Here is a 25845-nt window from a genome sequence, read left to right on the forward strand (position 1 = left end):
TTGTTAAAATTATTTATTAATTGAGCAAGCCTTGTAAAAACTGCATGTGATGAAGCAAACGAATATCTCCATCGACTTTAAGCTCACCATGTTGATATAAATCACGAATATCACGCTGATTCGCCACCAACGCTGCCAAATGCTGATCAGATAAAGTTAAGCTTACATCTGCATTTGGGTCATTGGCTTGCTCAACAGTGCCATTAGCTAAACTCACAGTCCACGACGCATCTGGTTCTGTGATATTGAACTGATACGAATGACTTGCATTGGTTTCGCCTTGTAAACGATTTCTGAGCGCAGTGAAAATCTCAGGTGCTTTTGCAACTTTGGTTGTTGTCATCGTTGCCGATGTTGTCGGGGTGGTATCACCCAATGCAACACGTGCATCACGTGCTTGATCAATGAGCTTTTTATCCATGTCCTGTAATACGATCAATTTATTGGATGCCATGACATTGCCCGCAATTTTTAATTGACCACCAAAGAACAGCTTTTGCACATCAGCCAATGTGCCATTAAACACGGTAGACACATGCTCTTCATTCATTTCAAGCGTAACATCAGGGTTGGCAATCTCACCTGCGCCTGCGCTGCCTGCCCCATTTTTCAAATCAATAAACCATAATGACTCAGGGTTTTTCAATTTAAATTGAAATGAGGTTTTGGTTTTATCGACCAGATCAGCTTTGCTTTGAAGATGTTGATTGACTGCTGTAAATACATCGGCAAGGGTAATTTCCGTATTTACTGTAGAGGCTGATTCTGTTGTCGTTGTAGCTGATGAATCGCCAGTTGCATTGGCTAAACGCTGATTTTTTGCTTCATTAAATAACTTAGAATCAATTTCTTGCAAGACAATCAACTTATTAGAAGCCATCACATTGCCCGCAATTTTCAGTTGACCACCAAAGAATAATTTCTGCACATCTGCAAGTGAACTGGTCACCACAGTTTCAAGATGTTCTTCATCCATTTCCAAAGTGACGTCGGGATTGGCAATCTCGCCTTGTGTACATAAACCCGCAGCATTTTTTAAATCAAGCGCCCAAACAGAGTCCGGATTTTTTAATTTAAATAAGAATGAAGTCTTGGTTTTATCCACTAACTCAGGATGTTGTGCCACATATTCTGCGATAACTTTAAAGACATCTTTAGCAATCAAACGATCTGGTTCATTGGATGTTTGAACCGCAGCCTGAGTGCTATCTGGTGCTGCTGTTGGTTTGGCTTTTGCAGTTGGAATTTCCGTATACAACTCAATAGCAGCATTTTTAATGACTATTTCATTGCGTTCTTTTACCCATGTTTCGAAAATGATCTTGGTGTCAGACTCTTTCCACATTTTGGTCACTAAAGTGTCACCCGGATAAACACTCTTCGCAAAGCGCACCTTGATACTCTTGAAATAACGCCCATCATTATTGCTAAATGCTTTGATCACATGACGTCCACTAAAACCAAAAGTACATAAGCCATGTAAAATGGGACGATCAAAACCAAAAGCTTTGGCAAAGGCTGGGTCTGCATGTAATGGATTCCAATCACCTGACAAACGATATAAAAGTGTTTGATTAACATCAGTTTTTTCTTCAACCACTGCATCAGGTTCACGATTAGGTGCAACATTAATTTCTACTGAATCACCACGCTCACCGCCCCAACCTCCTGCGCCACGAACAAATGCAGTCATTTCATTGTAAATTAGCTCTTCACCACTTTCATCTTTGGATGAAATCGCAAAAGTAACAACCGCATTAGGGTCTTTGTCATAAGCACTTTTTAAGGTGAAAGTATGCTGCAACTTGGCATGTGGTGGTAAAGGTCGTTTAATTTCAGTGTATTGCTCACCATGTAAGACCCGATCAAAACCATAATTCATACCCGGCAATGTAACACCCTGTTTTGCCATTTCTAGCATGGCATTCATTTGTGGCATCACACCATAGGTCGGAAAAGCTTGGAATTCACTGCCTAATTCATATACATAAGCCAACTCTGAACTGTCTAATGGGTTTTGCGCTGCACCAATACCCAGTGCATAAAGCGACAAATCACGTTCATCATAAGAGGATTCAATTTCAAGCTTAGCTTTGGAAGCAACATCTAGATCAATAAATTCATTTCCACCCAAGTTCGGATGATTGATACCATCTAAAATTGGTGTAAATGATTCAGTAGTTGAAGTTGGATGGGTCGACGCTGTGAAGTCCGTTATTTTTTCCCAGTTTCTTGCCACATCATCAATATTGAACTGACGTGTATTTGGGAAAATATAACCTTCACTACGCTCCCAACGTAATTTCGCAATAAAGCCTGCTCCAATTTCAAATAAGCCTTTATTTTCCTGACAATCTTCATGTGCCAGCCACGCCACTAAAGGACTCACTGCTTCGGGTTTTAGCAAAGCCAATAAATCAGGTGGCATCACCGTTTCAGTCAAACGAGAAGCCGCTAAAGGCGCAATGGTATTTACAAAAATGTTTTTACTGCGCCCTTCTTCTGCCAAACAGTTGGCTAAACCCAAAATGCCGAGTTTTGCCGCACAATAGTTGGCTTGACCAAAGTTGCCATAAATCCCTGCCGCAGAAGTCGTCATAATAATACGACCGTAGCCCTTTTCACGCATGATCGGCCAAGCAGCATGTGAAACACTTTTTGAACCGTTTAAATGCACACGCATGATCAGATCCCAGTCTTGCTCCGTCATTTTGGCAAAACTAACATCGCGTAAAATCCCTGCATTGTTAATGACAATATCAACAGTACCAAAATGATCTAAAGCGGTTTGTACAATTGCTTCGCCATTTTCCACTGAGTCATAATTGGCAACAGCCTCACCGCCTGCAGCACGAATTTCTTCTACAACTTTATCCGCTGCTGAGGATGACTGCCCTGAGCCATGCGCCCCGCCACCTAAATCATTGACCACAACTTTGCAGCCACGTGCAGCTAAAGTAAGCGCATGTTGACGACCTAAGCCACCACCTGCACCTGTGACAATGGCAACACGCCCATCAAATCTTAATTCTGACATTTTTAATCCTTATCTCTAAATCTTGTGTTTTATTCGAGTTTTAAACAGTACTAATCCTGAAATTAGCTCAAAGTAAAACTAGGCATTCTCTTTCATTAGATTTAACGAAGTGGTGCTATCGCAGGGCGACATGGATGTCGCCGTTGGGTCGGGGTTCAGGATGTACCCCTGACCCAACAAAGGATTTTTTGTCACCTTGCGGAAAATATTCCTCATCCGTCAAAAGTGAGGCATCACCTACGCAAATCAATTTAAATTCTTACTGCAAGGCAAGGTTGTACAAGCCTTTTATCTATATTCATTAACGGACTAGTTAATGAATATAAGCTCCACTATCAAATCGTACGTGAAATCAACTCTTTCATGATTTCATTGGTACCGCCATAAATACGATTTGGGCGCATATCTAAATATGCACGAGCAATTGGATATTCCAACATATAGCCATAACCACCATGCAATTGCACACATTCATCCACGACTTTACACGCTAAGTCCGACACCCAATATTTTGCTGTACATGCTGCTTCGATGGAGAGTTCGTTTTTTAATACTTGCTGCATGCATTGATCTACAAAAGTACGTGCGATCTGCACTTCGGCACGCATTTCAGCCAATTTAAAACGTGTATTTTGGAAGCTTGCAACGGATTTACCAAAAGCTTTACGTTGTTTGGTATATTCCACCGTACATGCTAAAGCGCTTTCAGCACCAGCCGCACAGATAATGCCGATCATCATGCGTTCCCAAGCTAACTCTTTCATCAGCATAATAAAACCCATGCCTTCCATACCGAGCAAATTGCTTTTTGGCACACGCACATTGTCAAAAAATAGTTCACAAGTATCTTGTCCGTGCATACCTACTTTTTTCAGGGGTTTTCCTTTAGTAAAACCCGCACGATCAGCTTCAATGATCAGCAATGAAACATTTTGTGCGGCATTTTCACTTTTGCCAGTTTTTACAGCAACCACAGCGATATCACATAAATAACCATTGGTAATGAAAATCTTTGAACCATTCACAATATAGTCATCACCCTCTTCAACCGCTGTGGTACGAATTGCTTGTAAGTCTGAACCTGTGCCTGGCTCAGTCATCGCAATCGCACCCACTGCTTCACCAGTTGCCATTTTGGGTAACCATGTTATTTTTTGTTGTTCATTACCAAAATTATTCAGGTAATTGGCAACAATATCTGAATGTAAAGAAAATCCTGAAGATGAATCGCCAACGCGTGCTTGCTCCTCCATCAAAATCATTGAATACAAACGATCTACACCTGAACCCCCGTATTCTTCAGGCATAGTGCAGCACAATAAGCCTAATTCACCTGCTTTATTCCAAAGTTGACGATCAATATGTTGCTGTTCTTCCCATTTTTCACGATATGGAGCAATTTCTGTTTCAAAAAAACGGCGAGCTGTTTGGCGAAATTGTTCATGTTCCTCATTAAATAAAGTACGTGGCAGCATGGATGGAATCGGTTTTGGAATATTTAAAGTAGACATGATTTGTACCTTTGCTTGGTTTTATTTTTCTGGATATAGAAGTTATCAATGAATCAGATATCGATATAACTTCGGCTTCTATTTTTAGAGTGTGGATATTTTTTCGTCAATTGTAATAAAGGTTGTGAAGCAAATAAAAATGGTGCTTTTTGCCAAGTAACACCTAATAAAAAATATAAGACATTGAATTTAAAATACTCATTTAGAATAGTTTGCTCTATTTCTTTGTTAACAATCATCCTTCACGTATATCTAAGCTGAATAAAAGCTAAATCGTTTTATATGTGGAAATACGCTGTGACTTAAAATTAAAAATAATTTTTTAACTCAAATTCTTATTTTGCTACACAGATAAATTGTATTTTTAGTCAATTTAAAATATTGTTGTGCTATGAAAATCATTCAATATTGGCTGTATTTACGCATAAAATAATACGCTTAGCCATCACAAAAAATATTTTAAATATATAAATTAGTATGCAACAAGTTGCAAAGCCAAATTTAAAAAGGATTCATCATGACAGCTCGCTATGCAAATATTCTAAAACCACTTCATTTGGGATATACCACCATCAAAAATCGTGTGGTGATGGGGTCTATGCATACAGGTTTGGAAGATCGTTTTTATAATTATCCAAAACTTGCGGCATATTTTGGCGAACGTGCCAAAGGTGGCGTAGGCTTAATTATCACAGGGGGAATTTCACCTAACCGCCAAGGTTGGTTATTACCAGCAGGTGGAACGATGAATACTTTGGGTGATATTGCGCCACATCGTTTGGTGACACATGCAGTGCATAAGCATGGTGCAAAAATTCTTATGCAAATTTTGCACTCAGGACGCTATGGTTATCAACCTTTTGTCGTTTCAGCAAGTCCGATCAAATCCCCGATTTCCATGTTTAAACCCCGTGAAATGAGTGACAGACTTATTTTACAAACCATTCAAGATTATGCTGATACTGCCAGTCTTGCGAAAAAAGCAGGTTATGATGGCGTAGAAATTATGGGCTCAGAAGGTTATTTACTGAATCAATTTTTGAGTCGTCATGTCAATCAACGTACAGACCGTTGGGGTGGTCCAGTCGAAAATCGTATGCGTTTTGCTATAGAAATCGTCAAAGCCATTCGTGAGAAAATTGGTGAAAAATTTATTATTTGCTTTCGTTTGTCTATGCTTGACTTGGTGCACGATGGCAACACCATGGATGAAGTCATCACCATTGCACAGGCTTTAGAAAAAGCTGGCGTGACCCTGTTAAATACCGGAATTGGCTGGCATGAAGCGCGTATCCCAACCATCGTTACCTCTGTGCCACGTGCTGCTTTTGTTGACTATACTGCAGAAGTAAAAAAACACGTTTCTGTACCTGTAATTGCATCGAACCGAATCAATATGCCTGATACCGCTGAACAAATTTTGGCAGCAGGAAAAGCAGACATGGTGCAAATGGCACGTCCATTATTAGCAGATGCTTTTTGGGTCAATAAAACGGCAACCAACCGTGTTGATGAAATCAATACCTGTATTGCTTGTAACCAAGCTTGTTTAGACCACTCATTTCAAAATAAACGCGCGACTTGTTTGGTGAATCCTCGTGCTGCCTATGAAACAGAACTGGTTTATTTAAAAACAAAAAAACCGAAAAAAATTGCGGTCGTGGGTGGCGGCGTTGCAGGTATGTCCGCAGCGACCGTTGCAGCAAGTCGTGGACATCAGGTTACGTTATTTGAAGCATCGCATGAAGTTGGTGGACAATTTAACTTAGCTAAAGTTGTGCCTGGTAAAGAGGAGTTTCACGAAACGATTCGTTATTTTAAAGTTCAGATCGAAAAAACAGGCGTAGAGTTACGTTTAAATACCAAAGTAAATCGTGAACAATTAGAGCGTGAAGGCTTTGATGAAGTGGTTGTGGCAACAGGTGTCATCCCTCGTGCCTTAAAGATTGAAGGAAGTGATGCGCCACAAGTATTATCTTATGCAGAGGTATTACGTGGTGCACCAGTCGGACATCGTGTTGCGGTCATCGGTGCAGGCGGTATCGGTTTTGATGTTTCTGAATATTTATTAAAACCTGAACATCAACCGCAGCCTCAACCACTTGCTGATTGGCAACGTGAATGGGGCGTAGATCCTCATCCAAATTATATGACCGAAGGTGGTTTTGTTCCCCCACAGGTTGAACAACCTATTCGTGAAATTTATTTGATGCAACGTAAATCAACACCGTTGGGCATTGGTTTAGGAAAAACATCGGGTTGGGTTCACCGAGCGCAATTAAAAAAACATGCGGTGAAAATGTTACGTGGCGTGCAATACAAAACTGTAAGCAATGAAGGTTTATGGATTGAAAATCATGGGCATGATCAATTGTTGCGTGTAGATACTATTGTGGTCTGTGCTGGACAAGAATCTGTGAAAGACTTGATGCCTTTAGATGGTGAAAAAACCTTAGCCAATTATCATATTATTGGTGGTGCAAAACTGGCTGCAGAACTTGATGCAAAACGTGCGATTCGTGAAGGTGCTGAGTTAGCAGCGAAACTTTAAAGTAAAACACTTATTTTGACGAAACAATACACACTTGATTGCTTTGGTTGTATTTTTTACTTGTCATAATTGCAAAAGCTTCGTATTATGGCGCACATGGAAGCGTGGCAGAGCGGTTTAATGCACCGGTCTTGAAAACCGACGAGGGCGCGAGTCCTCCGTGAGTTCGAATCTCACCGCTTCCGCCAGATATCAACGACTTAGCCCTGACATTGTCAGGGCTTTGTTGTTTCTGTGCATTGGTTAGCGTAAGCACATAATAAGTAAAATATGCTTTTTTAATTGATATAAATTGAGTGGAAATAAACCTATAGGTACTTTATGATTGGGCTCTAAGTAATTAAATACAGAAGCATTTTGAGAGTAAGTGATGGCTAATCATTTTGTTATTAAGGGTGGTATAGGCACAATTGATGCTGAACGAGATATCTTTTTAGACGATTATTTTCTCGAAACACAAGTTTTTAATGATTTGACATGCTTTGATGAAGATGAGTTTTCATTTATGAAAAGAGTTATTGTAGGGCGAACAGGTTCAGGTAAAACAGCTCTATTAAAAAAAATCAATGCTCTTACCAATATGAAATCAAGCTCTGTTGAAGCCGAATCCATGATTTTTGAGCATATAAAAAATAATGTTTTTATAAATGAATTAATTGCAAACGGTATTGATATTAGAGTTTTTTATAAATCACTTTGGTTACATGTGTTGTTAATTAAAATTATAGAGTTGTTGTATCCTAAAGATGATTTACTAGCTACATTGAAAGGTTTTTTTCAGATAAACACAAGTTAGCAAGGGAGTATATTGATGCATTCGAAGCTAATTTTTTTAATGACAATATTATTTCAGAAATAACTAAAAAAATGCAGTCTGAATTACAATCTACAGTTGGTAATGATATTGCAAGTTTGAAGGCAAATGCTGGGGTTAAAGAAAATAAGGAATTTACGGAAAAAATTCAGTCGCAGACTAGTAAATATGTCAGTTCTGAACTATTGGCAAGACAAAAACAAATTATAAAAATTTTGATTGAAAATTACAGAGATAAAAAAAGAAAATTCATTATTAGCATCGATGACTTAGATAGATCTTGGTTAAATGAAAATATTATTCGCTACGATTTTATCAATGCTTTATTGGATGCATTTAGAGAACTAATTGATATTAAAAATGTAAAAGTTCTGATTTCAATTCGTACTGACATCTTAAAAGGAGTATACAATAAAAAATTAAGGCAAGAAGAAAAGGACAGCTCATTGATTGCCTTTGTGGAATGGAAAAAAGAAGAAATCTTGAATTTATTAGATAAACGTGTTGAATTTTTAGTAAAAAGGGCTTACACGAGTGAAGGTGTCAAATTTGGTAATTTATTTGATTTCAATATTTCAGGGATACCTGCAACTGATTATATTTTAGAACGTACTATGATGCGTCCTAGAGATGCAATTGAATTTGTAAATACATTCTTAAGAAATGTGTCTGGTGACTCGGCAAATTTAAATGAAGACTTTGTGTTGGAAGCCGAAGAGTCGTTTTATGCAGAAAGAAAAGTTGCTTTATGTTCTGAATGGTATAGCTTGTATCCCAATTTAAGACAATTTTTAGATGCACTTTCTGTATTTTTACAGCCAAATATAAATTTGCAACATTTAGTGGAAAAGAAAGAAAGTATATGTGAAATATTATTACAAGCAGATGATTTAGAAGATGAAATTATTAAAAAATGTATAAATGGTGATTTAAATGACTTATTAAATGTATGGTTTATTTGTGGTGTAATTGGTAGAAAAAAATCTGAAACTTTAACAATTTTTTCTAACCACAAAAAACCAGAGCTTGATATAACTGATTATAATAAAGAGTTTAGAATTCATCCTTTATTTTTTAGGAATTGATTATGCCTAGTTTCCTCAACTAATTGTTGTTGAATATAGCTATTGCTTCTACAGTTAAATTCTAATTTATATCCATAAGGGACTTTCGAGTCCCTTACTTTTTCATTAACTTTATTTTATTTCCAATATCTTAACTTACTGGTTTGACCGATCCCAACATTAAAACTATTGGTTGGATCTAGCTTTTGATAATGATTTTTCAAAGCAGGCTTGGCAACATATAAATGCCCAACATTATGCTCAGCAGGATATTCTGCCCCACGCGCATCCAGTAAATGCCACATTGCATGTTCCATTGCCAAAGGGTCTACCCCTTTTTTAACAATATAATCTTGATGAAACACATGACACAAAAAATGTCCATAATAGAGTTTATGAATGATTTGCTCATCCATCTCTTTTGGCAGAGTTTCCACCCATTCACGGTCATTACGACGTAATGCAATATCTAAAGCGACAATATCTTCCACTTCCGAACGATGTGTATCACGATAACGAATCGCAGCACCTGCCACAGCAAAACGATGTAAAAATGCCTTACGCCCTTCTTCTTCTGTACAATGAAAATAATTGCCTGAATTTTTATCCGAAAAATAACCTTTTAGAAAGTTTGCAACCTGATCTACATCCTGATTTTCAATGCGAATCACCAAATGATGTTCATATAAATCACGAAACTCATTCATGCGTTTTGGCAAATGATTTGGCATAAATTTGGTCACGAGTTGCAAAAACTTATCTGATAAATTTCTTAATCCGATTTTTTCCAAATACCCATCGACTTTATCTTTCATGGCAAAGGCAGCAGGTACTTTTGCCGTACCGAACTTTTCGATAAACATAAAAGTATCTTTGCCATATTCTGCACCAATATCATAAGCAACACGGTGAATGTACTCGCCCGCAATCGGTAAACGTGGCAAATCTTTCAGCAAAAAACGACGAATTTCAGTCAAATCATCCTGTGAATTTGTCCCCACATAAAACACCTGACTCGGTATTTTTTCAAACGTATCTAAACGTACGGCAAAGACACATACCTTACCTGCTGAACCAGATGCTTCAAACAAGCGGCTTGGGTCAGCATTAAAACGTGCTGGGGTATTTTCATCCACTTGTTTTACATCATGTGAATAACGCTGATCAGATGCACAGCAGTTTGAGTTATAAATAATGTCATTACTTTGATAGTTTTTATTTTCAAGATTATTCAAAATTTCTTCAGGTGTATCACCCAAATGAACACCGAGATGATTCACCAATTCTAATGTGCCTGCATCATTTACTCGTGCATAAAGTGCGAGCTCTGTATAAGCTGGTCCACGACGCACCAAAGCACCGCCTGAATTATTACACACACCACCCAAAACCGATGCACCAATACACGATGAACCAATCACTGAATGCGGTTCACGGTTAAATGGTGCTAAATCTTTTTCGAGTTTGTCGAGGGTTGCACCCGGCAAACAAATTACTTGTTTAGCATCATTGATCACCTGAATGCCAAGCAAACGGCGAGTACTCATCAAAATCACTGGACGATCGTAATCATCACCGAAAGGCGTTGAACCACCTGTTAGCCCTGTGTTGGCAGCTTGCATAATCACAATACAATCAGCTTCAATAGCTATTTTCAAGACTTGCCATTGTTCCAGTAAAGTTCCCGGCACCACCACAGCCAAAACTTGTCCTGAGCCATAACGACGACCTTGGCGGTAGAGTCGTGTATCATTATCACTCGTTAAAACGTGTTGTTTTCCGACAATGTTGATGAGGTTTTGAATGGTGTTTGAAGCTGATTGGGTTTGCATGGTCGTATATCTTCCATTTTTATAAATATGCTCTCTCTCCTTTCAGGAGATGAACAGTACTACTATATATACAAAGATGAAGTGCTTTTTAACCCCCTCTCCTGAGCGTGTTTTAAAGTACTACTTTAAAATTCAGCGCAAGTGAGGGTCAGGGAGAGGTGCTTTTCAATTATGAAGGAATAAACCCCTCCCCTCATCCTAACCTTCTCCCTGAGGGAGAAGGGACTTCAATACTTTTTAAATGCCGTGTTTAATCAGCCAACTCTTTGTCTAACTTCACCAAACAATCTTCAGTAATATCCGCAATGGTTTTAGCACCCGTTAAAGTCATTGCTACACGCATTTCTTTATCAATCAAATCAAGTAAATTGGAAACACCTGCACCACCTGCCGCACCCAAGGCATAAACAAAGGCACGACCTAGCATACAAGTATCCGCACCTAAAGCCAGCATCCGTACCACATCCAAACCATTACGAATACCTGAATCGGCTAAGATTTTGATATCACCTTTGACTGCATCCGCAATTGGTGGCAAAGCACGTGCTGAAGATAACACCCCATCCAACTGACGACCACCGTGATTGGATACCACAATACCATCTGCACCAAAACGTACTGCATCTTTGGCATCTTCAGGATCAAGAATACCTTTGATAACCATTGGACCATCCCAAAACTCACGAATCCATTCAAGGTCTTTCCATGAAATGGATGGATCAAAGTTATTGCCCAACCAGCCAATATAATCCTCTAAGCCTGTCGGTTTACCGAGATATTTTGAAATATTGCCCAAATCATGTGGACGACCTAATAAACCAACATTCCACGCCCAATGTGGATGGAAACATGACTGCATATAACGACGCATCGCTGCATTTGGACCACTCATACCCGAGTGCGCATCACGATAACGTGCACCAGGAACAGGCATATCTACCGTGAAAACCAAAGTTGAACACCCTGCTGCCTTAGCACGTTCCAAAGCATTTTTCATAAAACCACGGTCACGTAGCACATATAATTGAAACCACATTGGGCGATTAATCGCAGGTACAACTTCTTCGATTGGACAAACTGAAACAGTCGATAAGGTAAATGGAATGCCTTTTTTGTCGGCTGCAACTGCGGCTTGAACTTCACCACGACGTGCATACATGCCTGTTAAACCGACAGGTGACAATGCCACTGGCATTGATAAATTTTCATCAAATAGTTTAGTTTCAAGGCTCAACTGTGACATGTCATTTAAAACACGCTGCCTTAACGCAATTTTTGATAAATCCTCTACATTTCGCTTAAGTGTATATTCTGCATACGCTCCTCCATCAATATAATGAAATAAAAATGGTGGTAAACGACGTCGTGCAGCTTCACGATAGTCATTTGCAGAAGAAATAATCATGCTCTAGATCCTATTTAATCGGCTTGCACGATGTCGACGAGCTTCTTCTTCATCAATCATTCGCACTTGCTGAACTACAAATTCTATATGTCCACAGACTGCTTTTCGTGCAGCATCAGGGTCTTTTCGCTCAATTGCATCCATCACTTGAAAGTGTTGTTCATACAATTGATCATAACGTTTGGCTTCGGTATACACTTTACGCCGTCCCAAAACCACGTTGTATTGCAACAAATCAAACAGCCCACGCATCATTTGAATCAACACCAAATTATGTGAGGCTTCAGCAATCGCCAGATGAAATTTTGCATCAGCAATGGCAGCTTGATCATCATCACCCAAAGATTGGAAATGACTAATCTGATCAAAGCATTGACGAATATTCTCCAAATCCTCCGCCGTTGCGCGTTGTGCTGCATACCATGCAGTTCCACCTTCAAGAATCATTCGTGCTTCTTGCACATCAAAACGGTAGGCAGGGTCTTCATCAATCAGATTACTTAAAGGCTCAACAATTTGATATGTTGACCAATTACTAGGTAATTGTTGCAAAAACGTTCCCGCTCCAACTTTGCTGACCAGCATGCCCGTACTGCTCAGTTGTGAAATGGCCTCTCTCAAAGAAGAGCGGGAAACTCCGAGTTGTTCACACAACTTTCGTTCAGCAGGTAAACGATCTCCAACTTGCATGTGATTTTCTTCAATCAAGATTCGCAGGCTTTGTACTACTTTGTCGGAGATTTTCATCTGCTATCCTCTGTTATCACATCAGTGCATGTGCTATGGAATCATCCATGGGAACACATAAGCTTGTAGAGTGATGATAATACCAATCATCACGGTAAAGGTAATACTGTGTTTGACCGTAAAACGGAACAAATCTGATTCTTTACCAACCAAGCCGACTGCCGCACATGCGATTGCAATCGACTGAGGAGAAATCATTTTTCCTGTTACCCCACCACTGGTATTGGCAGCAACAAGCAATACTTCTGGCACACCTATTTGCTGTGCAGTAGTTGCTTGTAACGCTGAAAATAATGCATTTGCAGAGGTATCTGAACCTGTTAAAAACACACCAATCCATCCTAAAAATGGGGAGAAGAATGTAAATGCCTGACCTGTATGAGCAAGTGCCAATGCAAGCGTTGCTGACATACCTGAATAGTTGGCAATAAAAGCGAAAGCCAACACCATACCAATCGAATAAATTGGAATTTTCAGCTCATTGACAGTTTCAACAAAAGTCGCAACTGCTTGCTTTGGTTTCATTTTCAAATAAATAATGGTAATAATTGCTGCGATAAAAATCGCTGTTCCCGTTGCAGATAACCAGTCAAATTTATAAATCGCTTCATAATCTTTTACCTCTGCAACCACAGGTGGCATTTTCTGAACCAATTCATGCAAATATGGCACTTTGATCGAAATCACCCAATCTGCCAATGCTCCATCTTTTGCAAATAAAGCTTTAAAGGGTTTAACACTCCAAATCGTTACCATGACCGTTAAGATCGCAAAAGGTAACCATGCTTTGGCAATTTGACCAATCGTATATTTTTGCTGTCTTTGTGCAGCTAAGTTTTCATCGATACTACTGTCTTGATCTGCAAAACGGAAAATGTGTTTAGGCTGCCAATATTTTAATAAAATGGTGAGCGACACCAATGATGCAATTGCAGCAGTAATATCAGGCAGTTCAGGCCCTACAAAGTTAGACGTTAAGTATTGTGCCAATGCAAAAGAACCACCACCTACTAAAACCGCTGGCCATGTTTCTTTCATACCACGCCAACCATCCATGATCGCCATGATCCAAAATAAAACGATGATCACCATAAATGGTAGCTGACGACCCACCATCTGACTGATTTCCATGGTGTCTACACCAGAAACCTGCCCTGCAACAATGATTGGAATCCCCATTGCCCCAAAGGCTACAGGTGCTGTATTTACAATCAAACACAAACCAGCAGCATATAAAGGTTTAAAACCTAGCCCCACCAAAAGTGCCGCAGTAATTGCGACAGGCGCACCAAAACCTGCTGCACCTTCAAGGAAAGTACCAAATGCAAAACCGACCAAAAGCATTTGTAAACGTTGGTCTTCAGTAATTGACAAAATCGAAGAACGAATAATATCGAATTGCCCTGTTTTTACTGAGATTTTATAGAGAAATACCGCACCGATAATGATCCAAGCAATCGGCCATAAACCATACAGGAAACCATATGCCATCGAAGCAAATGCCATCATGCTTGGCATTTGATAGGCAAATAAAGACACCAAAAGTGCCAGTACAACCGTTATTGTCCCTGCAACACTGCCCTTCATACGAAATACAGCGAGAGCAAGGAAGAAAAATATAATTGGAATTAGGGCAATTAAACTGGAAATCCAGATATTGCCCATTGGATCATAAATCTGTTGCCATTGTTGAAGCATTGTCCTCTCCTTGAAATGCTTTCAGGGATCACTTTCTCATATCAGCCAATTCTTAAATTGGTCATACCAATAATACAAGAAATTAAAAAATTTATCTCTAAGCGCAACAATATTAAATTTCAGGATATAAATTAGCAATAATTAATTTAAAACCAGACATATTGGTCATACCAATTTAAGTTTATTTTTGAGTATTTACTGTCATTTTTACTAAGCAAAATTTTTATATAAATTTTTTAAATAGTTGATTTTTCTTGTATTGAAAAGTCTAAGTCAAACATTTATTAGACTTTGGTCTTAATTTAATCTTGAAAAGTTATTTCCACATAATTTTTAAATCTTTTAAAGTGTGATGAATTATATTTGTCACAAAGAAAAGCCAAGTGTTAAAGTAGACATATTCTTTTTTTAACATTTGGAAGAGGTTATGCAAGCCATTATTCTCGATACAGAAACCCATACTTTAAATGGTTTACCCATTGAGATTGCGTATGCGCCTATCCAAATCGAACAGGGTAAATTAAGCCTAGAACGTGAACAAATTTTTGATCAACTTTATAGTATCGGTGATGAAAAAATTTCCTATGCCTCTATGGCAGTTCATCATATTCTAGAGTCTGATTTGGTTGGGCAACCTGATTTTTCAACATTTAGTTTGCCTGCTGAAACCACCTATATTATTGGTCATAACATTGATTATGACATTCAAGCCATCCAAAAATGTGGTGTAGATACAACAAACATCAAAGCCATTTGTACACTTGCATTGGCACGCTTAGTTTGGCCAAATGCCGAAGCACATAATATTTCTGCACTGATTTATCAAATCAGCAAAGGCAGTGAAAAAGCCCGAAACATGCTCAAAGGTGCGCATCGTGCGGATGCTGATATTATTTTAACTGCTAATATTTTGATACATATCATTCACCAGTTAAATATTCAAAGTATTGAAGAACTTTTTGTAGCTTCTGAAGACGCACGTATTCCACGTAGTATTAATTTTGGCAAACATCGTGGCACAGCGATTTCAGAGCTGCCTGCTGACTATGTAAAGTGGTTATTAAAGCAAGATGATCTAGACCCATATCTAAGAAAAGCATTAGAAAATAGCGCGATTATTACCTTATAAATAATGCTATTTGTCATCAAAATGACACCAAAATGTCATTTTGATGCTCTATCCTAATTTTGCTTTTTGGGGGGATAGCGCAAATGAATCATTATATAAAAACTGAACTTGGGACGCAGGCTTTACAACAACGCTCATTTGATTTGAGCCCAAAACTAAGACGTTTGTTACTTTTGATTGGAACACCTGACTTCCATAAACTTACTACACAATTACAGAAAAATATTGCCACACCAGAAATGTTGCGGCACTTAGAAAGCTTAGGTTTGATCAAAAATCTTCAAACAAAACCACAAAAAGTCACTGAGGTTTCCCACGCTCAGTTTACACAAGAAAAAGTTGAAAAAATTATTGTTAAAAAAGTCGCAGAGCATACATCTCTTCACAATCAATCAGACATAGCTCCTGCCCCACAAGTTGATCTTGCACGCGACAATGAAATTATTTTACAAAAATTAAATTTCAATGAAACCAAAAACTTAATGATTCAATTATTGCGTCAGAACTGTGGTCTGATGGCAAAGATGTTAATTCAAAAAATCGAAAATGCTGAACATTCTCAAGCGTTGAAGCTATGTCAAATGCAATGGCTAACAGCTTTGCAAGAAACGCGTATTTCACCAATTGAATTAAATAAAAATTTACAAATGATCAATTATTCTATGCAGCACTTTGAACAGAATAGTTATTGATATTACGTCTAAATTCAGAGTTTATAGCTCTAGTAGATAAATAATATTCACTTATAAAACAGAATCTTACTTATTAAATATGTTTTTAGTATGAATATATTTGTTGAACTCGCCACTTAAGCCTTATCTACAATTCAGCCATGTGCTTTTATAAGCTTGGTAGAGAGGGATAATTGCTATGAATTCTACACATTTTTTTCGCTTTTCAGCCTATGACGATCCAACACAACTGAGTAAAGTGGGCAACTGGGTCATTACTTTTCTTGATTCCACAGAAAACACGCCAATTCGTCTAGCAATTACTAATGTCATTCCACGTCAAATATCCAATGATTTGCAATTACGTAGCTTATATATTCAACGCACTGAGCATAAACATGAGTGGCAAATACTAAAATTAGAATATTTTGATAGTAGTACTCAGCAAATGCTTGAAGCGGACTTGGATACAACCTTAGCACAAAAGTTTATTCAGCAATTGATCAGTGAGTTTGCACGTTATGACGTTGAGCTGAGTTATGTATAAGATTTTAATTTATAAATGTATTTACTAGAATGAAAAAAGCTCGCATTTCTGCGAGCTTTTTATGTTGGAAAGCTAGTGCTTATTTCTTATCTGAACTTAAAAGTTGCAAACTCAATAAGCCGTCATTGATCTGTCCAACTTCTTCGTAGCATCTATATGATCTACTGTAGTTTTAATATAAATCTACAGGTTAAAATACGCAAGACTGCTTAACATTTCAGCACAAAGGCGATATCAAAATCCAATTGAAGATTTAGTATTTCAGTCTTAAAATAATGCCAGTTTAAAATTATGGCTTAATCTAAAAATAACAACGATAAAGTAACGTTAAAAAGGTCTATTTAATTTAAAAGCTCTTATCATTTAAAAAAACTTATATTTTTATATACCGTAATAACTACCGTAAAATAAATTCGCTAATAACACATCATGCAACAATCTTTGCGATTGAAATATTTTTTCAATGGGTGTGGTTGTTTATGATTTAACTCTAATCTAAATCGTGTTCCTTCAAAGTGATCACTAAGTACAATCTCACTCGACCCAAATTTTAGATTGAATAAAGTATCTGTAACAATGTTATGATTTTCATAAATTAAGTGGAGAAAAATAATGATAGATAAAACAGAAATCAACAAAACTTTAGAAATAAAAAGCAGTTCCTTTAATAGAGTTGCTTTTGATTTAATGGAAAAAATAGGTATGGTTGAATCTAATCATGGTGAATTTACACCTGAACAGAAAAAACGTGACTATTGGCTAAAGCTTTATCATCAATGTTACAAAGTGGTCAGCTCACGTGGAACTGATATTCAAGATATTTTAAAAGAATAAATATAAAAATTTGGTCTATAAATAAACTCGCCATGCGCGAGTTCATTTATTCAATAACATCATACACAAGATGGTATTAGTGCTTTTGATACAAATTAAAATAAGAAAATATTAAAATGGTACGCCCAGCGGGACTCGAACCCACTCCACAGGCTTCGGAAACCTGTACTCTATCCAGTTAAGCTATGGGCGCTTAATAGAAGTGCGCACATCATAACAAAAAAATAACGTAGGTAAAGCATATATCTATCATTCTCCTACTTTGCTGTCTAAGCTTTATACAACGTTCCATATCCGCAACGCACAATTCCATGTAATACACTTGGTTTATTTGACAAGTTCGCTCACAATATACCCTCCCCAATCCATGTGAGAGTTTCATGACTGATGCATTGACGTTAAGAGATTTATCTAAAACTTATCGAAACGGCTTTCAAGCACTCAAAGGAATTAATTTAACTGTGCCTGAAGGTGAGTTTTATGCACTTTTAGGACCAAATGGTGCAGGAAAATCAACCACGATCAGTATCATCAGCTCTCTTACACGTAAAACTTCAGGTACGGTTGAAATTTTTGGGCATGATTTAGATACGCATCCCTCAAAAGCCAAACAATGTCTAGGTGTCGTTCCACAAGAATTTAACTTTGGGCATTTTGAAAAAACCTTTGATATTTTGGTTACGCAAGCAGGTTATTACGGTATTCCTAAAAAATTGGCACAACAACGAGCTGAGGAATATTTAGAAAAATTAGGACTTTGGGATAAACGTGCTGTACAAGCGCGTATGCTTTCGGGTGGTATGAAACGCCGTTTAATGATTGCACGTGCCATGATGCATGAGCCTAAGTTACTAATTTTAGATGAACCTACTGCGGGGGTAGATATTGAGTTACGCCGTTCAATGTGGGACTTTCTCACAGAAATGAACAATAAAGGCACAGCCATTATTTTAACAACGCATTACTTAGAAGAAGCAGAAATGTTGTGCCGTCAAATTGCCATCATTGACCGTGGGGTTATCAAAGAAGATACCTCGATGAAGGCATTTTTGAATCAGCTCAATGAAGAATCTTTTATTTTTGACTTAGAACATGCCATTGAACCTATCAATATTGAAATTATTGGGGTGAAATTTAACTTGATTGATCCTGTGACTTTAGAAGTTACTATGGATAAAGCGCATTCTCTGAATGATTTATTCCAACTTTTACAATCACAAGGTATTCGAGTACGCAGTATGCGTAACAAATCCAACCGTTTAGAAGAACTTTTTGTGAAAATGGTGGAAAAAAATCTTGAAGGAGCTGCGCAATGAATTTTAATGAACTCAAAATTGCGCTATTTACGCTCGTTCATAAAGAAATCCGTCGTTTTATGCGAATTTGGCCGCAAACCCTGCTACCGCCAGCGATTACCATGAGTCTGTACTTTGTCATTTTCGGGAATTTAGTCGGCTCTCGTATCGGGCAAATGGGCGGTTTTAGCTATATGCAATTCATCGTGCCTGGTCTGGTGATGATGGCAGTCATTACTAATAGTTATGCCAACGTATCTTCTAGTTTTTTCAGTGCGAAATTTCAAAAAAGCATTGAAGAATTGATTATGAGTCCAGTTCCTCTACATTTGGTACTGTTAGGTTATGTGATTGGTGGTGTTTGCCGAGGTATTTTGGTCGGTACTATCGTGACCATCATGAGTCTATTTTTCACTGACTTAGCGATTCATAATATTTTTGTCACGATTTATACCGTGATTATTACCTCACTCCTGTTTTCTTTGGGAGGATTTATTAATGCGGTTTATGCTAAATCTTTTGATGATATTTCGATTATTCCGACCTTTGTTTTAACACCACTGACCTATTTAGGTGGTGTATTCTACTCGATTAGTGCTTTAAGCCCATTTTGGCAAAATCTCTCTTTAGTTAACCCGATTGTCTATATGGTAAATGCGTTCCGTTACGGCATCTTAGGTCATAGTGATGTCAATGTATCTTTATCATTAATCATTGTGACATTATTCTGTGTTGTACTGTACGGTGTCGCTTACTATTTACTTTCTCGTGGTTCAGGAATGCGTGAATAATGACTGTTGAACAATCTCTTTTGGGTAAAGAAACCAATTATCCAACCCATTATCAGCCTGATATTTTATTCCCGATTTCACGTGTTCAAGCACGTGAAAACTACAAACATGTAGAGGGAATCTATCAAGGCAAAGATTGGTGGCATATTTTTGAAATTTCTTGGTTAAATGATCACGGCATTCCACAAGTTGCAATTGGTCGTATGACATTGCCTGCATCTTCTGAGTTTTTAATCGAATCAAAATCTTTAAAGTTATATTTTAATAGTCTGAACTTTACTCAATTTGCATCGAAACAAGCATTTATTGATACCGTAGAAAAAGATTTATCTGATGCAGCACAAGCGCCTGTCAGTTTAAGCTTATTTCAAGTTGATGAGTTAGAGATTGCCAAGCCACAAGGGATTTGCATTGATGATCAACAACCTGACTGTTTAGTCAATCATCCTGATGCATCGTTATTAGCTTTTGATCCTGAACATGAAAATTCTGATAAAAGTGTTGAAATTCAATTGTATTCACACCTTTTAAGAAGTAATTGCCCTGTCACTGGTCAACCTGATTGGGGCACTGTTTTTATTCGCTATCAAGGTAAAAAGCCTTGTTATCGCAGTATTTTAGCTTATATTATCTCCTACCGTCAGCATAATGGTTTCCATGAACAATGCGTGGAGCAAATCTTTGCCGATCTTTGGCAAAATTTACAACCTGAAAAACTGATGGTTTATGCAACATATACACGTCGTGGTGGTTTAGATATTAACCCTTGTCGTGTATCGGATGAATCATGGATGCCAAGCCCGATTCGATTGGCGAGACAATAAAATAAAACATTGAGGTTTTAACATGTCCTTTTTTGGTTTTGTACCTACTGATGAACTTTTAAAAAACATTCAGACAGGTATTGAGAAAAAAAATTCTAATGAACCACTGTACCCTTTACGTGATCAAACTGCGCTATTAATCAATGATGAGATTATAGATGCGTTGTTGGTAAAACTTGTTCAACACTTCCCTGCAAGTGATAAGCGAGATACAGCTGAGAAATTAGCAGGTTATGTAAAATCGACTGTTTCTGTGCTCTTGAAGCAACTTTTAAGTAAAGCAGACAATAATGTCGTGCGTCAGTCTGTTGAGTTTTCAGAGCGTAGTTTGTTTAAAGACCCAACAGGTACTAGCCGAGTAGGCACAGCACTTGATGCAAGTCTTGTGACCAACTTAAAGCATTATTTTGCGGAAATTAAAGCAGGCAATAAAATCGATAAAGAAGCATTGGCAGAACTCTATAAACAGTTTGCTGATGCAACCATTCGTCACTTTATGATTGAGTTTAATAAAACCTTAGACTTAGGCATGATTAAGCGTAAAGCATCTGATATTGGTGCTGCCGCAGTCACCAAAGCAGTACATATTGCGATTAACAAGCTTATTCCAAATTTAAGCCGTGACGAACTCAAAGCTGTTGCTGAATATCACGATACTTTATTCTTCAAGTAAGTTCGATGCTTGCTAAGCTAAGTTGTTTTAAGATAAATTATTGTTCAAAATGCTCTTTTATCTAAGGGCATTTTTTATGCTCTAAATTTTTAGGTTCACTCAATAAATCAAAAAATATTCACTATAGCCAATGTTTTACATCACAATCATGGCATATTAAAAATAATAGGATGGATGTAAACACATTTACAGCTCAAAAAATTAGAATGATATAGGTGAACAAATGTTAAAAAATCTCTCTAATCAATCCAAAAATTTTCAACAACGCCTACAATCTGCTATCCATATCCGTAAAACCCGATTTAATGCAGCATCGGTACAGCGTCACTATACAGATGCTACGTTGATCTCGCATTTCCTTACTTCTTTATCCGTTACATTTCCTCAAGGTGAACGTTTCTTTGTGGAAACAGTGCGCAATGTCCGAGAACAAATTAAAGATCCGCAGCTTCAAGCAGATATTGCAGGTTTTATCGGGCAAGAAGCACATCATGCGCAAGCACATGAACAATTTAACCATGCTGTTCAGTCAGCACAGTACAATCTAAAAAAATATGATGCTGCTTTTGAAAAAGAAATGTTGCGTTTAAGAACCTTGACCCAACGTCGTCAACTTGCCGCGACAGTTGCTTTAGAGCACTTTACAGCACTTATGGCAGGTTATATGTTGAAGTATCCTGAATTTATGTTTAAAGGTTTATCTGCAAACATGAAACAACTTTGGCTTTGGCATGCTGTAGAAGAAATTGAACATAAACATGTCGCTTTTGATGTGTATCAAAAGATTTTTAATAATTTAGCACAACGTCGTAGAAGCATGCGCACCATCACTGTAGGCTTTATAAGCAGCACAACACTGATGACTGCCGATTTACTCTGGCAAGATCGTAAAATAAGTTTATATCAACCTAAACAATTACTTAAAAATATTAAAGCTTTGTATGGTTTAGGCTTAATGATGGTGCGTTTATTTCCAGAATATATCGCATTTTATGATGAAGATTTTCATCCGAAACAACTTGATCAGCAAGATTTACTTGATATGGGACGTCAGTTACTTAATCCGAATTGATACTTCATTTTCTACAACTGATTCAACAAAATACTTTTTGAAATATCGATATTTTAATTGAAAATTCATGTTCCTGATCGGCTAATCTCTCATTTTTATCTAGTTGACTTCTATGCTCGCATAAGAAGTCAACACTGGCTATTATTAAAAAACGACTATAACTACCTTCCCCACCCTACTTTCACTCTACACTAACGCTATAAATGTAATTTCATCTGATGACTACAAACCCTTGCTTAAATTTTGCAAATGCAAACAGTTTATGAATTTTCAACATTACATTTTTAATGCATAGCATATACAGAGAATTTTGTATCAATTGTTCGGTTTTTGAATGCTAACATTAGATTGCAAAATTATTCAGTTAAATAAATCCATTTTTCATTTATTTTTCATCATTTTAGGTTTTAAATAGTAGCCTATCCATAATTGCTCAAATGTGAGAGTCGATACATTAGCTTTGTCATATTTTGTTTATGTATTTGTAAAATTGAGCGAAGGCAATGCTATTTTAATAAAAGTTATTCAGTGATGTACTTTTTTGCATGCTGCTACCAGCCTAAGCATTACATTACACACAAGTTTTGGTATGGTTATGTCCATTCGTATTCCCCACTTATATACCCATAGAAAATTAGGAAATTATATTTCATGTTAAATTTTGGGCTTTTTCAGAAAGTAAGAAACATCAGCTTCTGTGCGGCTGCCTTATCCATTACCAGTTTTTGTCAGGCGAATGATTTTGCCAATGATCCCAACTATAACAATTTTAAATTAAAAACAATGCAAACTTATGGCTTAAGCAGTGAACAAGTTGATTGGGCAATGAATGGTTCACGAAATTTACCAAATATTATCAATATCATGAATAGACCGGGGGAAAGTAAACCTTGGTATCAATACAAAACTAATTTTTTAGCAGAAGGTACAATTCAACGTGGTGTTCGTTTTAAAAATCAGTATGCAGATACCCTAAATCGTGCTGAACAACAATATGGCGTTCCTCAAGCGATTATTCTGGGTATTTTAGGTGTGGAAACAGGTTATGGTGCAAATAAAGGCTCGTTTATCACACGTGATGCACTTGCAACCTTAGGTTTTGGTTATGAGCGTCGTGCCCAATATTTCCAAGATGAACTTTCTGCCTTAATTGCTTGGTCATATAAAGATGGTGTACCGACCAATTCGATTGTAGGTTCTTATGCAGGTGCAGTTGGTTACCCACAATTTATGCCAAGTAATATCCCTCTTTATGGCGTGGATTATGATGGCAATGGTCATGTTGATCTGCGTAACTCAGCTGTCGATGCGATTGGCTCTATTGCAAATTATTTGGCACAAAAAGGTTGGCAGCGAAACCAACCGATTGCATTCCCAGCACGCTATACAGGAAATAATCCAGATGCCATCATTGCCAAAGATTTAACTCAGCCCACACCTTATGGTGCACTGAAAAACCAAGGCATCACCCCGATGAATCCCATCGTGAAAATTGACGATTTGGATATGGTGAATGTGATTCAATTACAGGAAAGTTATGGACCTGCATATTATATTACTTACCCTAATTTTCAGGTGATTACCACGTATAACAAGAGCCGTATGTATGCTACTGCGCTCTGGTTATTAGGTACTGAAATAGTAAGTCGCTAAGACTTACTTTTCTTTCAGACCCAATAAGTCAAGAATTATTTTAAGTAAATTGACTACTATTTAAACTTTTTAAATATTTTGTTACAATTATGGTTATTTTTTATGCTTATTTCGTAAGTTTTTGTCCTTTTTGTAACTGATCATCAAATATTAGTAGACACATTCGTTACTGCATGAATATTATCCCCTACCGTTAAATGTGGTTGCAAAAGTAAATTTACAGACTTCAGTGCTTATTTTTTGTGTTTAAAAAATAGTTTTTGAAGTTCCCAGGAGTTAAACAATGCATGCTTCACTGAAATATATGATCGCCCTGACCATGGGTTTAGGTATGACGCAAGTCAACTCAGAAATGGTTCAGTCATCATATTTAAACAACGATTCAGATAGTTCTAGCCTTGCTTCACGTGTGGTGAATAAAGATTCAACTAATTTTAATTCACACTTTTCAAACTTAAACAGTTTGTCAATTACTGAACGTTCTGGCGATAAAATCCGTCGTGATACACTCGCTGCAAAAGTTCAAGTGCAAGAAGATGAGCCTTCAGTCATTGATAAATTAAATGCTGTTGCATCAAATACTGTTCGTAAATTCTCACAAACAGGTGTTGCATCTTGGTATGGTCGTCAATTCCACGGGCGTAAAACTGCAAGTGGTGACACTTTTGATATGAACCAATTAACCGCAGCACACCGTAGCTTGCCTTTAAACTGTTACATTCGTGTGACCAATAAAGACAACGGCAAAAGTGTTGTGGTTAAAGTAAATGACCGTGGTCCTTTCCATGGTAACCGTGTACTAGATTTATCTTATGGTGCAGCTAAACGTTTAGGTATCACTAATTCTGGTACAGGCCGTGTTAGTATCGAACGTGTGGATGGTCCAAACTCTTAAGTTTACCCTTCCCATTTAACGGAAAAAGCCACATTTTTGTGGCTTTTTTAATTAAATGGATTTTGCGCTCCATTTCTTATCTTGCGCATCTGATTTACTTCAATAAAATCTTCACTTCATAAAACCAGCTCTTTTACTCATGTTTTAATCGCATAACCTCTCATGAGTTTATTGAGTTTGATCATGATTATTTGTGTTTTTAAGCTGTTAAATCCAATTATAAGAATACATTGACTTAAAATACTTAAAACTTTGTAGATTCGCCTTTGACCATTGTCAGTTTCTCGTTTATATTTTCTAAAGTGGCTAAAAATAAATGAAATAAATCTGGCGCATGGAGTTAAATATGAAATCTATAACCGAGTGGTTCGATGAGTATAGCGAAAGCCATCAAAACAAAACCAATAAAATGATTCATTGGGTTTGTGTACCTACTATTTTATTTTCAATTATTGGAATTCTGGCACATTTTAGTGCCCTGTTAACAGCTTTAATTATTGTTTTAACCTTAGTTTTTTATGCGCGTCTTGATCTGGTTTTAGCGGTAGCTATGGTTGCACTAGTTGCTGTGATGGCGTGGGTAATTTATCTGCTTCCTGTTGGGGTAGGATTCTATATTGGGGTGTTTATTTTAGCTTGGATTGGTCAGTTTTATGGGCATAAAGTCGAGGGTAAAAAACCTTCTTTCTTCAAAGACCTCCAATTCCTTCTGATTGGCCCTGTATGGTGTATGGATGCTTATCTAACTAAAGTACTACCTAAATGGAAAACACGCCAAAAACTGGCTTTTTAACGCAAATGA

At 37.4% G+C, this 25845-nt stretch carries 21 protein-coding genes and 2 tRNA genes; 16 read left to right on the top strand and 7 right to left on the bottom strand.

Annotation, left to right across the window (positions count from 1 at the left end; translation table 11 throughout):
- Positions 1-16: 16 nt before the first annotated feature.
- The gene (locus tag HUS24_RS06840; RefSeq protein WP_173911305.1) at positions 17-3037 is read right to left on the bottom strand and encodes a peroxisomal multifunctional enzyme type 2; all 3021 of its coding nucleotides are present in this window, start codon (positions 3035-3037) and stop codon (positions 17-19) included.
- A gap of 335 nt (positions 3038-3372) precedes the next feature.
- Positions 3373-4548: an acyl-CoA dehydrogenase family protein gene (locus HUS24_RS06845; protein WP_173911306.1), complete on the bottom strand. Its 1176-nt coding sequence runs from the start codon at positions 4546-4548 to the stop codon at positions 3373-3375.
- 517 nt (positions 4549-5065) lie between these two features.
- On the opposite strand from HUS24_RS06845, the gene HUS24_RS06850 reads away from it, so the two are divergent.
- The 4 genes from HUS24_RS06850 (at position 5066) to HUS24_RS06860 (ending at position 8998) form a co-directional block, all read left to right on the top strand.
- Positions 5066-7099 (top strand): NADPH-dependent 2,4-dienoyl-CoA reductase, encoded by a 2034-nt coding sequence (locus HUS24_RS06850; protein WP_173911307.1) that lies wholly within the window; start codon positions 5066-5068, stop codon positions 7097-7099.
- A 98-nt stretch (positions 7100-7197) separates the two neighbouring features.
- Positions 7198-7287: transfer RNA gene (locus HUS24_RS06855), tRNA-Ser, on the top strand.
- A 182-nt stretch (positions 7288-7469) separates the two neighbouring features.
- Positions 7470-7895: a hypothetical protein gene (locus HUS24_RS17020; protein WP_254433811.1), complete on the top strand. Its 426-nt coding sequence runs from the start codon at positions 7470-7472 to the stop codon at positions 7893-7895.
- Positions 7896-7945: 50 nt separating this feature from the next.
- Positions 7946-8998: a P-loop NTPase fold protein gene (locus tag HUS24_RS06860; RefSeq protein ID WP_368033789.1), complete on the top strand. Its 1053-nt coding sequence runs from the start codon at positions 7946-7948 to the stop codon at positions 8996-8998.
- A gap of 116 nt (positions 8999-9114) precedes the next feature.
- Here the strand turns inward: HUS24_RS06860 and dld are convergent, their stop codons facing one another.
- The 4 genes from dld to lldP all read right to left on the bottom strand — a co-directional run bounded on the left by dld (position 9115) and on the right by lldP (position 14659).
- On the bottom strand, positions 9115-10809 hold the full coding sequence (gene dld, locus HUS24_RS06865) for a D-lactate dehydrogenase (protein ID WP_173911308.1): 1695 nt from the start codon (positions 10807-10809) through the stop codon (positions 9115-9117).
- A gap of 250 nt (positions 10810-11059) precedes the next feature.
- Positions 11060-12214, bottom strand: a complete 1155-nt coding sequence (gene lldD / locus HUS24_RS06870) for an FMN-dependent L-lactate dehydrogenase LldD (RefSeq protein ID WP_173911309.1) — start codon at positions 12212-12214, stop codon at positions 11060-11062.
- Between the two features lie 3 nt (positions 12215-12217).
- Entirely contained in the window at positions 12218-12961 is a 744-nt protein-coding gene (gene lldR, locus HUS24_RS06875; protein WP_173911310.1) for a transcriptional regulator LldR, read from the bottom strand.
- A gap of 33 nt (positions 12962-12994) precedes the next feature.
- Positions 12995-14659, bottom strand: coding sequence for an L-lactate permease (gene lldP, locus HUS24_RS06880; protein WP_173911311.1), 1665 nt, complete (start codon positions 14657-14659; stop codon positions 12995-12997).
- A 427-nt stretch (positions 14660-15086) separates the two neighbouring features.
- Between lldP and HUS24_RS06885 the strand changes: the two genes are divergently transcribed.
- The 4 genes from HUS24_RS06885 (at position 15087) to HUS24_RS06900 (ending at position 17840) form a co-directional block, all read left to right on the top strand.
- On the top strand, positions 15087-15788 hold the full coding sequence (locus HUS24_RS06885) for a PolC-type DNA polymerase III (RefSeq protein ID WP_173911312.1): 702 nt from the start codon (positions 15087-15089) through the stop codon (positions 15786-15788).
- An 83-nt stretch (positions 15789-15871) separates the two neighbouring features.
- Positions 15872-16480: a hypothetical protein gene (locus HUS24_RS06890; RefSeq protein ID WP_173911313.1), complete on the top strand. Its 609-nt coding sequence runs from the start codon at positions 15872-15874 to the stop codon at positions 16478-16480.
- Between the two features lie 178 nt (positions 16481-16658).
- On the top strand, positions 16659-17006 hold the full coding sequence (locus HUS24_RS06895) for a hypothetical protein (RefSeq protein WP_173911314.1): 348 nt from the start codon (positions 16659-16661) through the stop codon (positions 17004-17006).
- A 612-nt stretch (positions 17007-17618) separates the two neighbouring features.
- A complete protein-coding gene (locus tag HUS24_RS06900) occupies positions 17619-17840 on the top strand; it encodes a hypothetical protein (RefSeq protein ID WP_173911315.1) in 222 nt (73 codons plus the stop codon).
- 117 nt (positions 17841-17957) lie between these two features.
- Here the strand turns inward: HUS24_RS06900 and HUS24_RS06905 are convergent.
- Positions 17958-18033, bottom strand: a tRNA-Arg gene (locus tag HUS24_RS06905).
- A 187-nt stretch (positions 18034-18220) separates the two neighbouring features.
- Between HUS24_RS06905 and HUS24_RS06910 the strand changes: the two genes are divergently transcribed.
- From HUS24_RS06910 to HUS24_RS06945, 8 genes are all read left to right on the top strand, one after another.
- A complete protein-coding gene (locus HUS24_RS06910; RefSeq protein WP_173911316.1) occupies positions 18221-19156 on the top strand; it encodes an ABC transporter ATP-binding protein in 936 nt (311 codons plus the stop codon).
- Positions 19153-19926: an ABC transporter permease gene (locus HUS24_RS06915; RefSeq protein ID WP_173911317.1), complete on the top strand. Its 774-nt coding sequence runs from the start codon at positions 19153-19155 to the stop codon at positions 19924-19926. Before HUS24_RS06910 ends, HUS24_RS06915 begins: the two co-directional genes overlap by 4 nt.
- Positions 19926-20750, top strand: coding sequence for an NADPH-dependent 7-cyano-7-deazaguanine reductase QueF (queF, locus tag HUS24_RS06920; RefSeq protein WP_173911318.1), 825 nt, complete (start codon positions 19926-19928; stop codon positions 20748-20750). The genes HUS24_RS06915 and queF overlap by 1 nt, the downstream gene beginning before the upstream one ends.
- Positions 20751-20772: 22 nt before the next feature.
- A complete protein-coding gene (locus HUS24_RS06925; RefSeq protein ID WP_173911319.1) occupies positions 20773-21423 on the top strand; it encodes a hypothetical protein in 651 nt (216 codons plus the stop codon).
- 223 nt (positions 21424-21646) lie between these two features.
- On the top strand, positions 21647-22495 hold the full coding sequence (locus HUS24_RS06930; protein WP_173911320.1) for a metal-dependent hydrolase: 849 nt from the start codon (positions 21647-21649) through the stop codon (positions 22493-22495).
- Positions 22496-23146: 651 nt separating this feature from the next.
- Positions 23147-24148, top strand: coding sequence for a lytic murein transglycosylase B (gene mltB, locus HUS24_RS06935; protein WP_065994626.1), 1002 nt, complete (start codon positions 23147-23149; stop codon positions 24146-24148).
- A gap of 283 nt (positions 24149-24431) precedes the next feature.
- On the top strand, positions 24432-25043 hold the full coding sequence (locus HUS24_RS06940) for a septal ring lytic transglycosylase RlpA family protein (protein ID WP_065994627.1): 612 nt from the start codon (positions 24432-24434) through the stop codon (positions 25041-25043).
- A 346-nt stretch (positions 25044-25389) separates the two neighbouring features.
- Positions 25390-25836, top strand: coding sequence for a DUF962 domain-containing protein (locus HUS24_RS06945; protein ID WP_173911321.1), 447 nt, complete (start codon positions 25390-25392; stop codon positions 25834-25836).
- Positions 25837-25845 lie beyond the last annotated feature (9 nt).

Source organism: Acinetobacter sp. Marseille-Q1618, from assembly GCF_902809855.1.
Taxonomy (GTDB): Bacteria; Pseudomonadota; Gammaproteobacteria; order Pseudomonadales; family Moraxellaceae; genus Acinetobacter.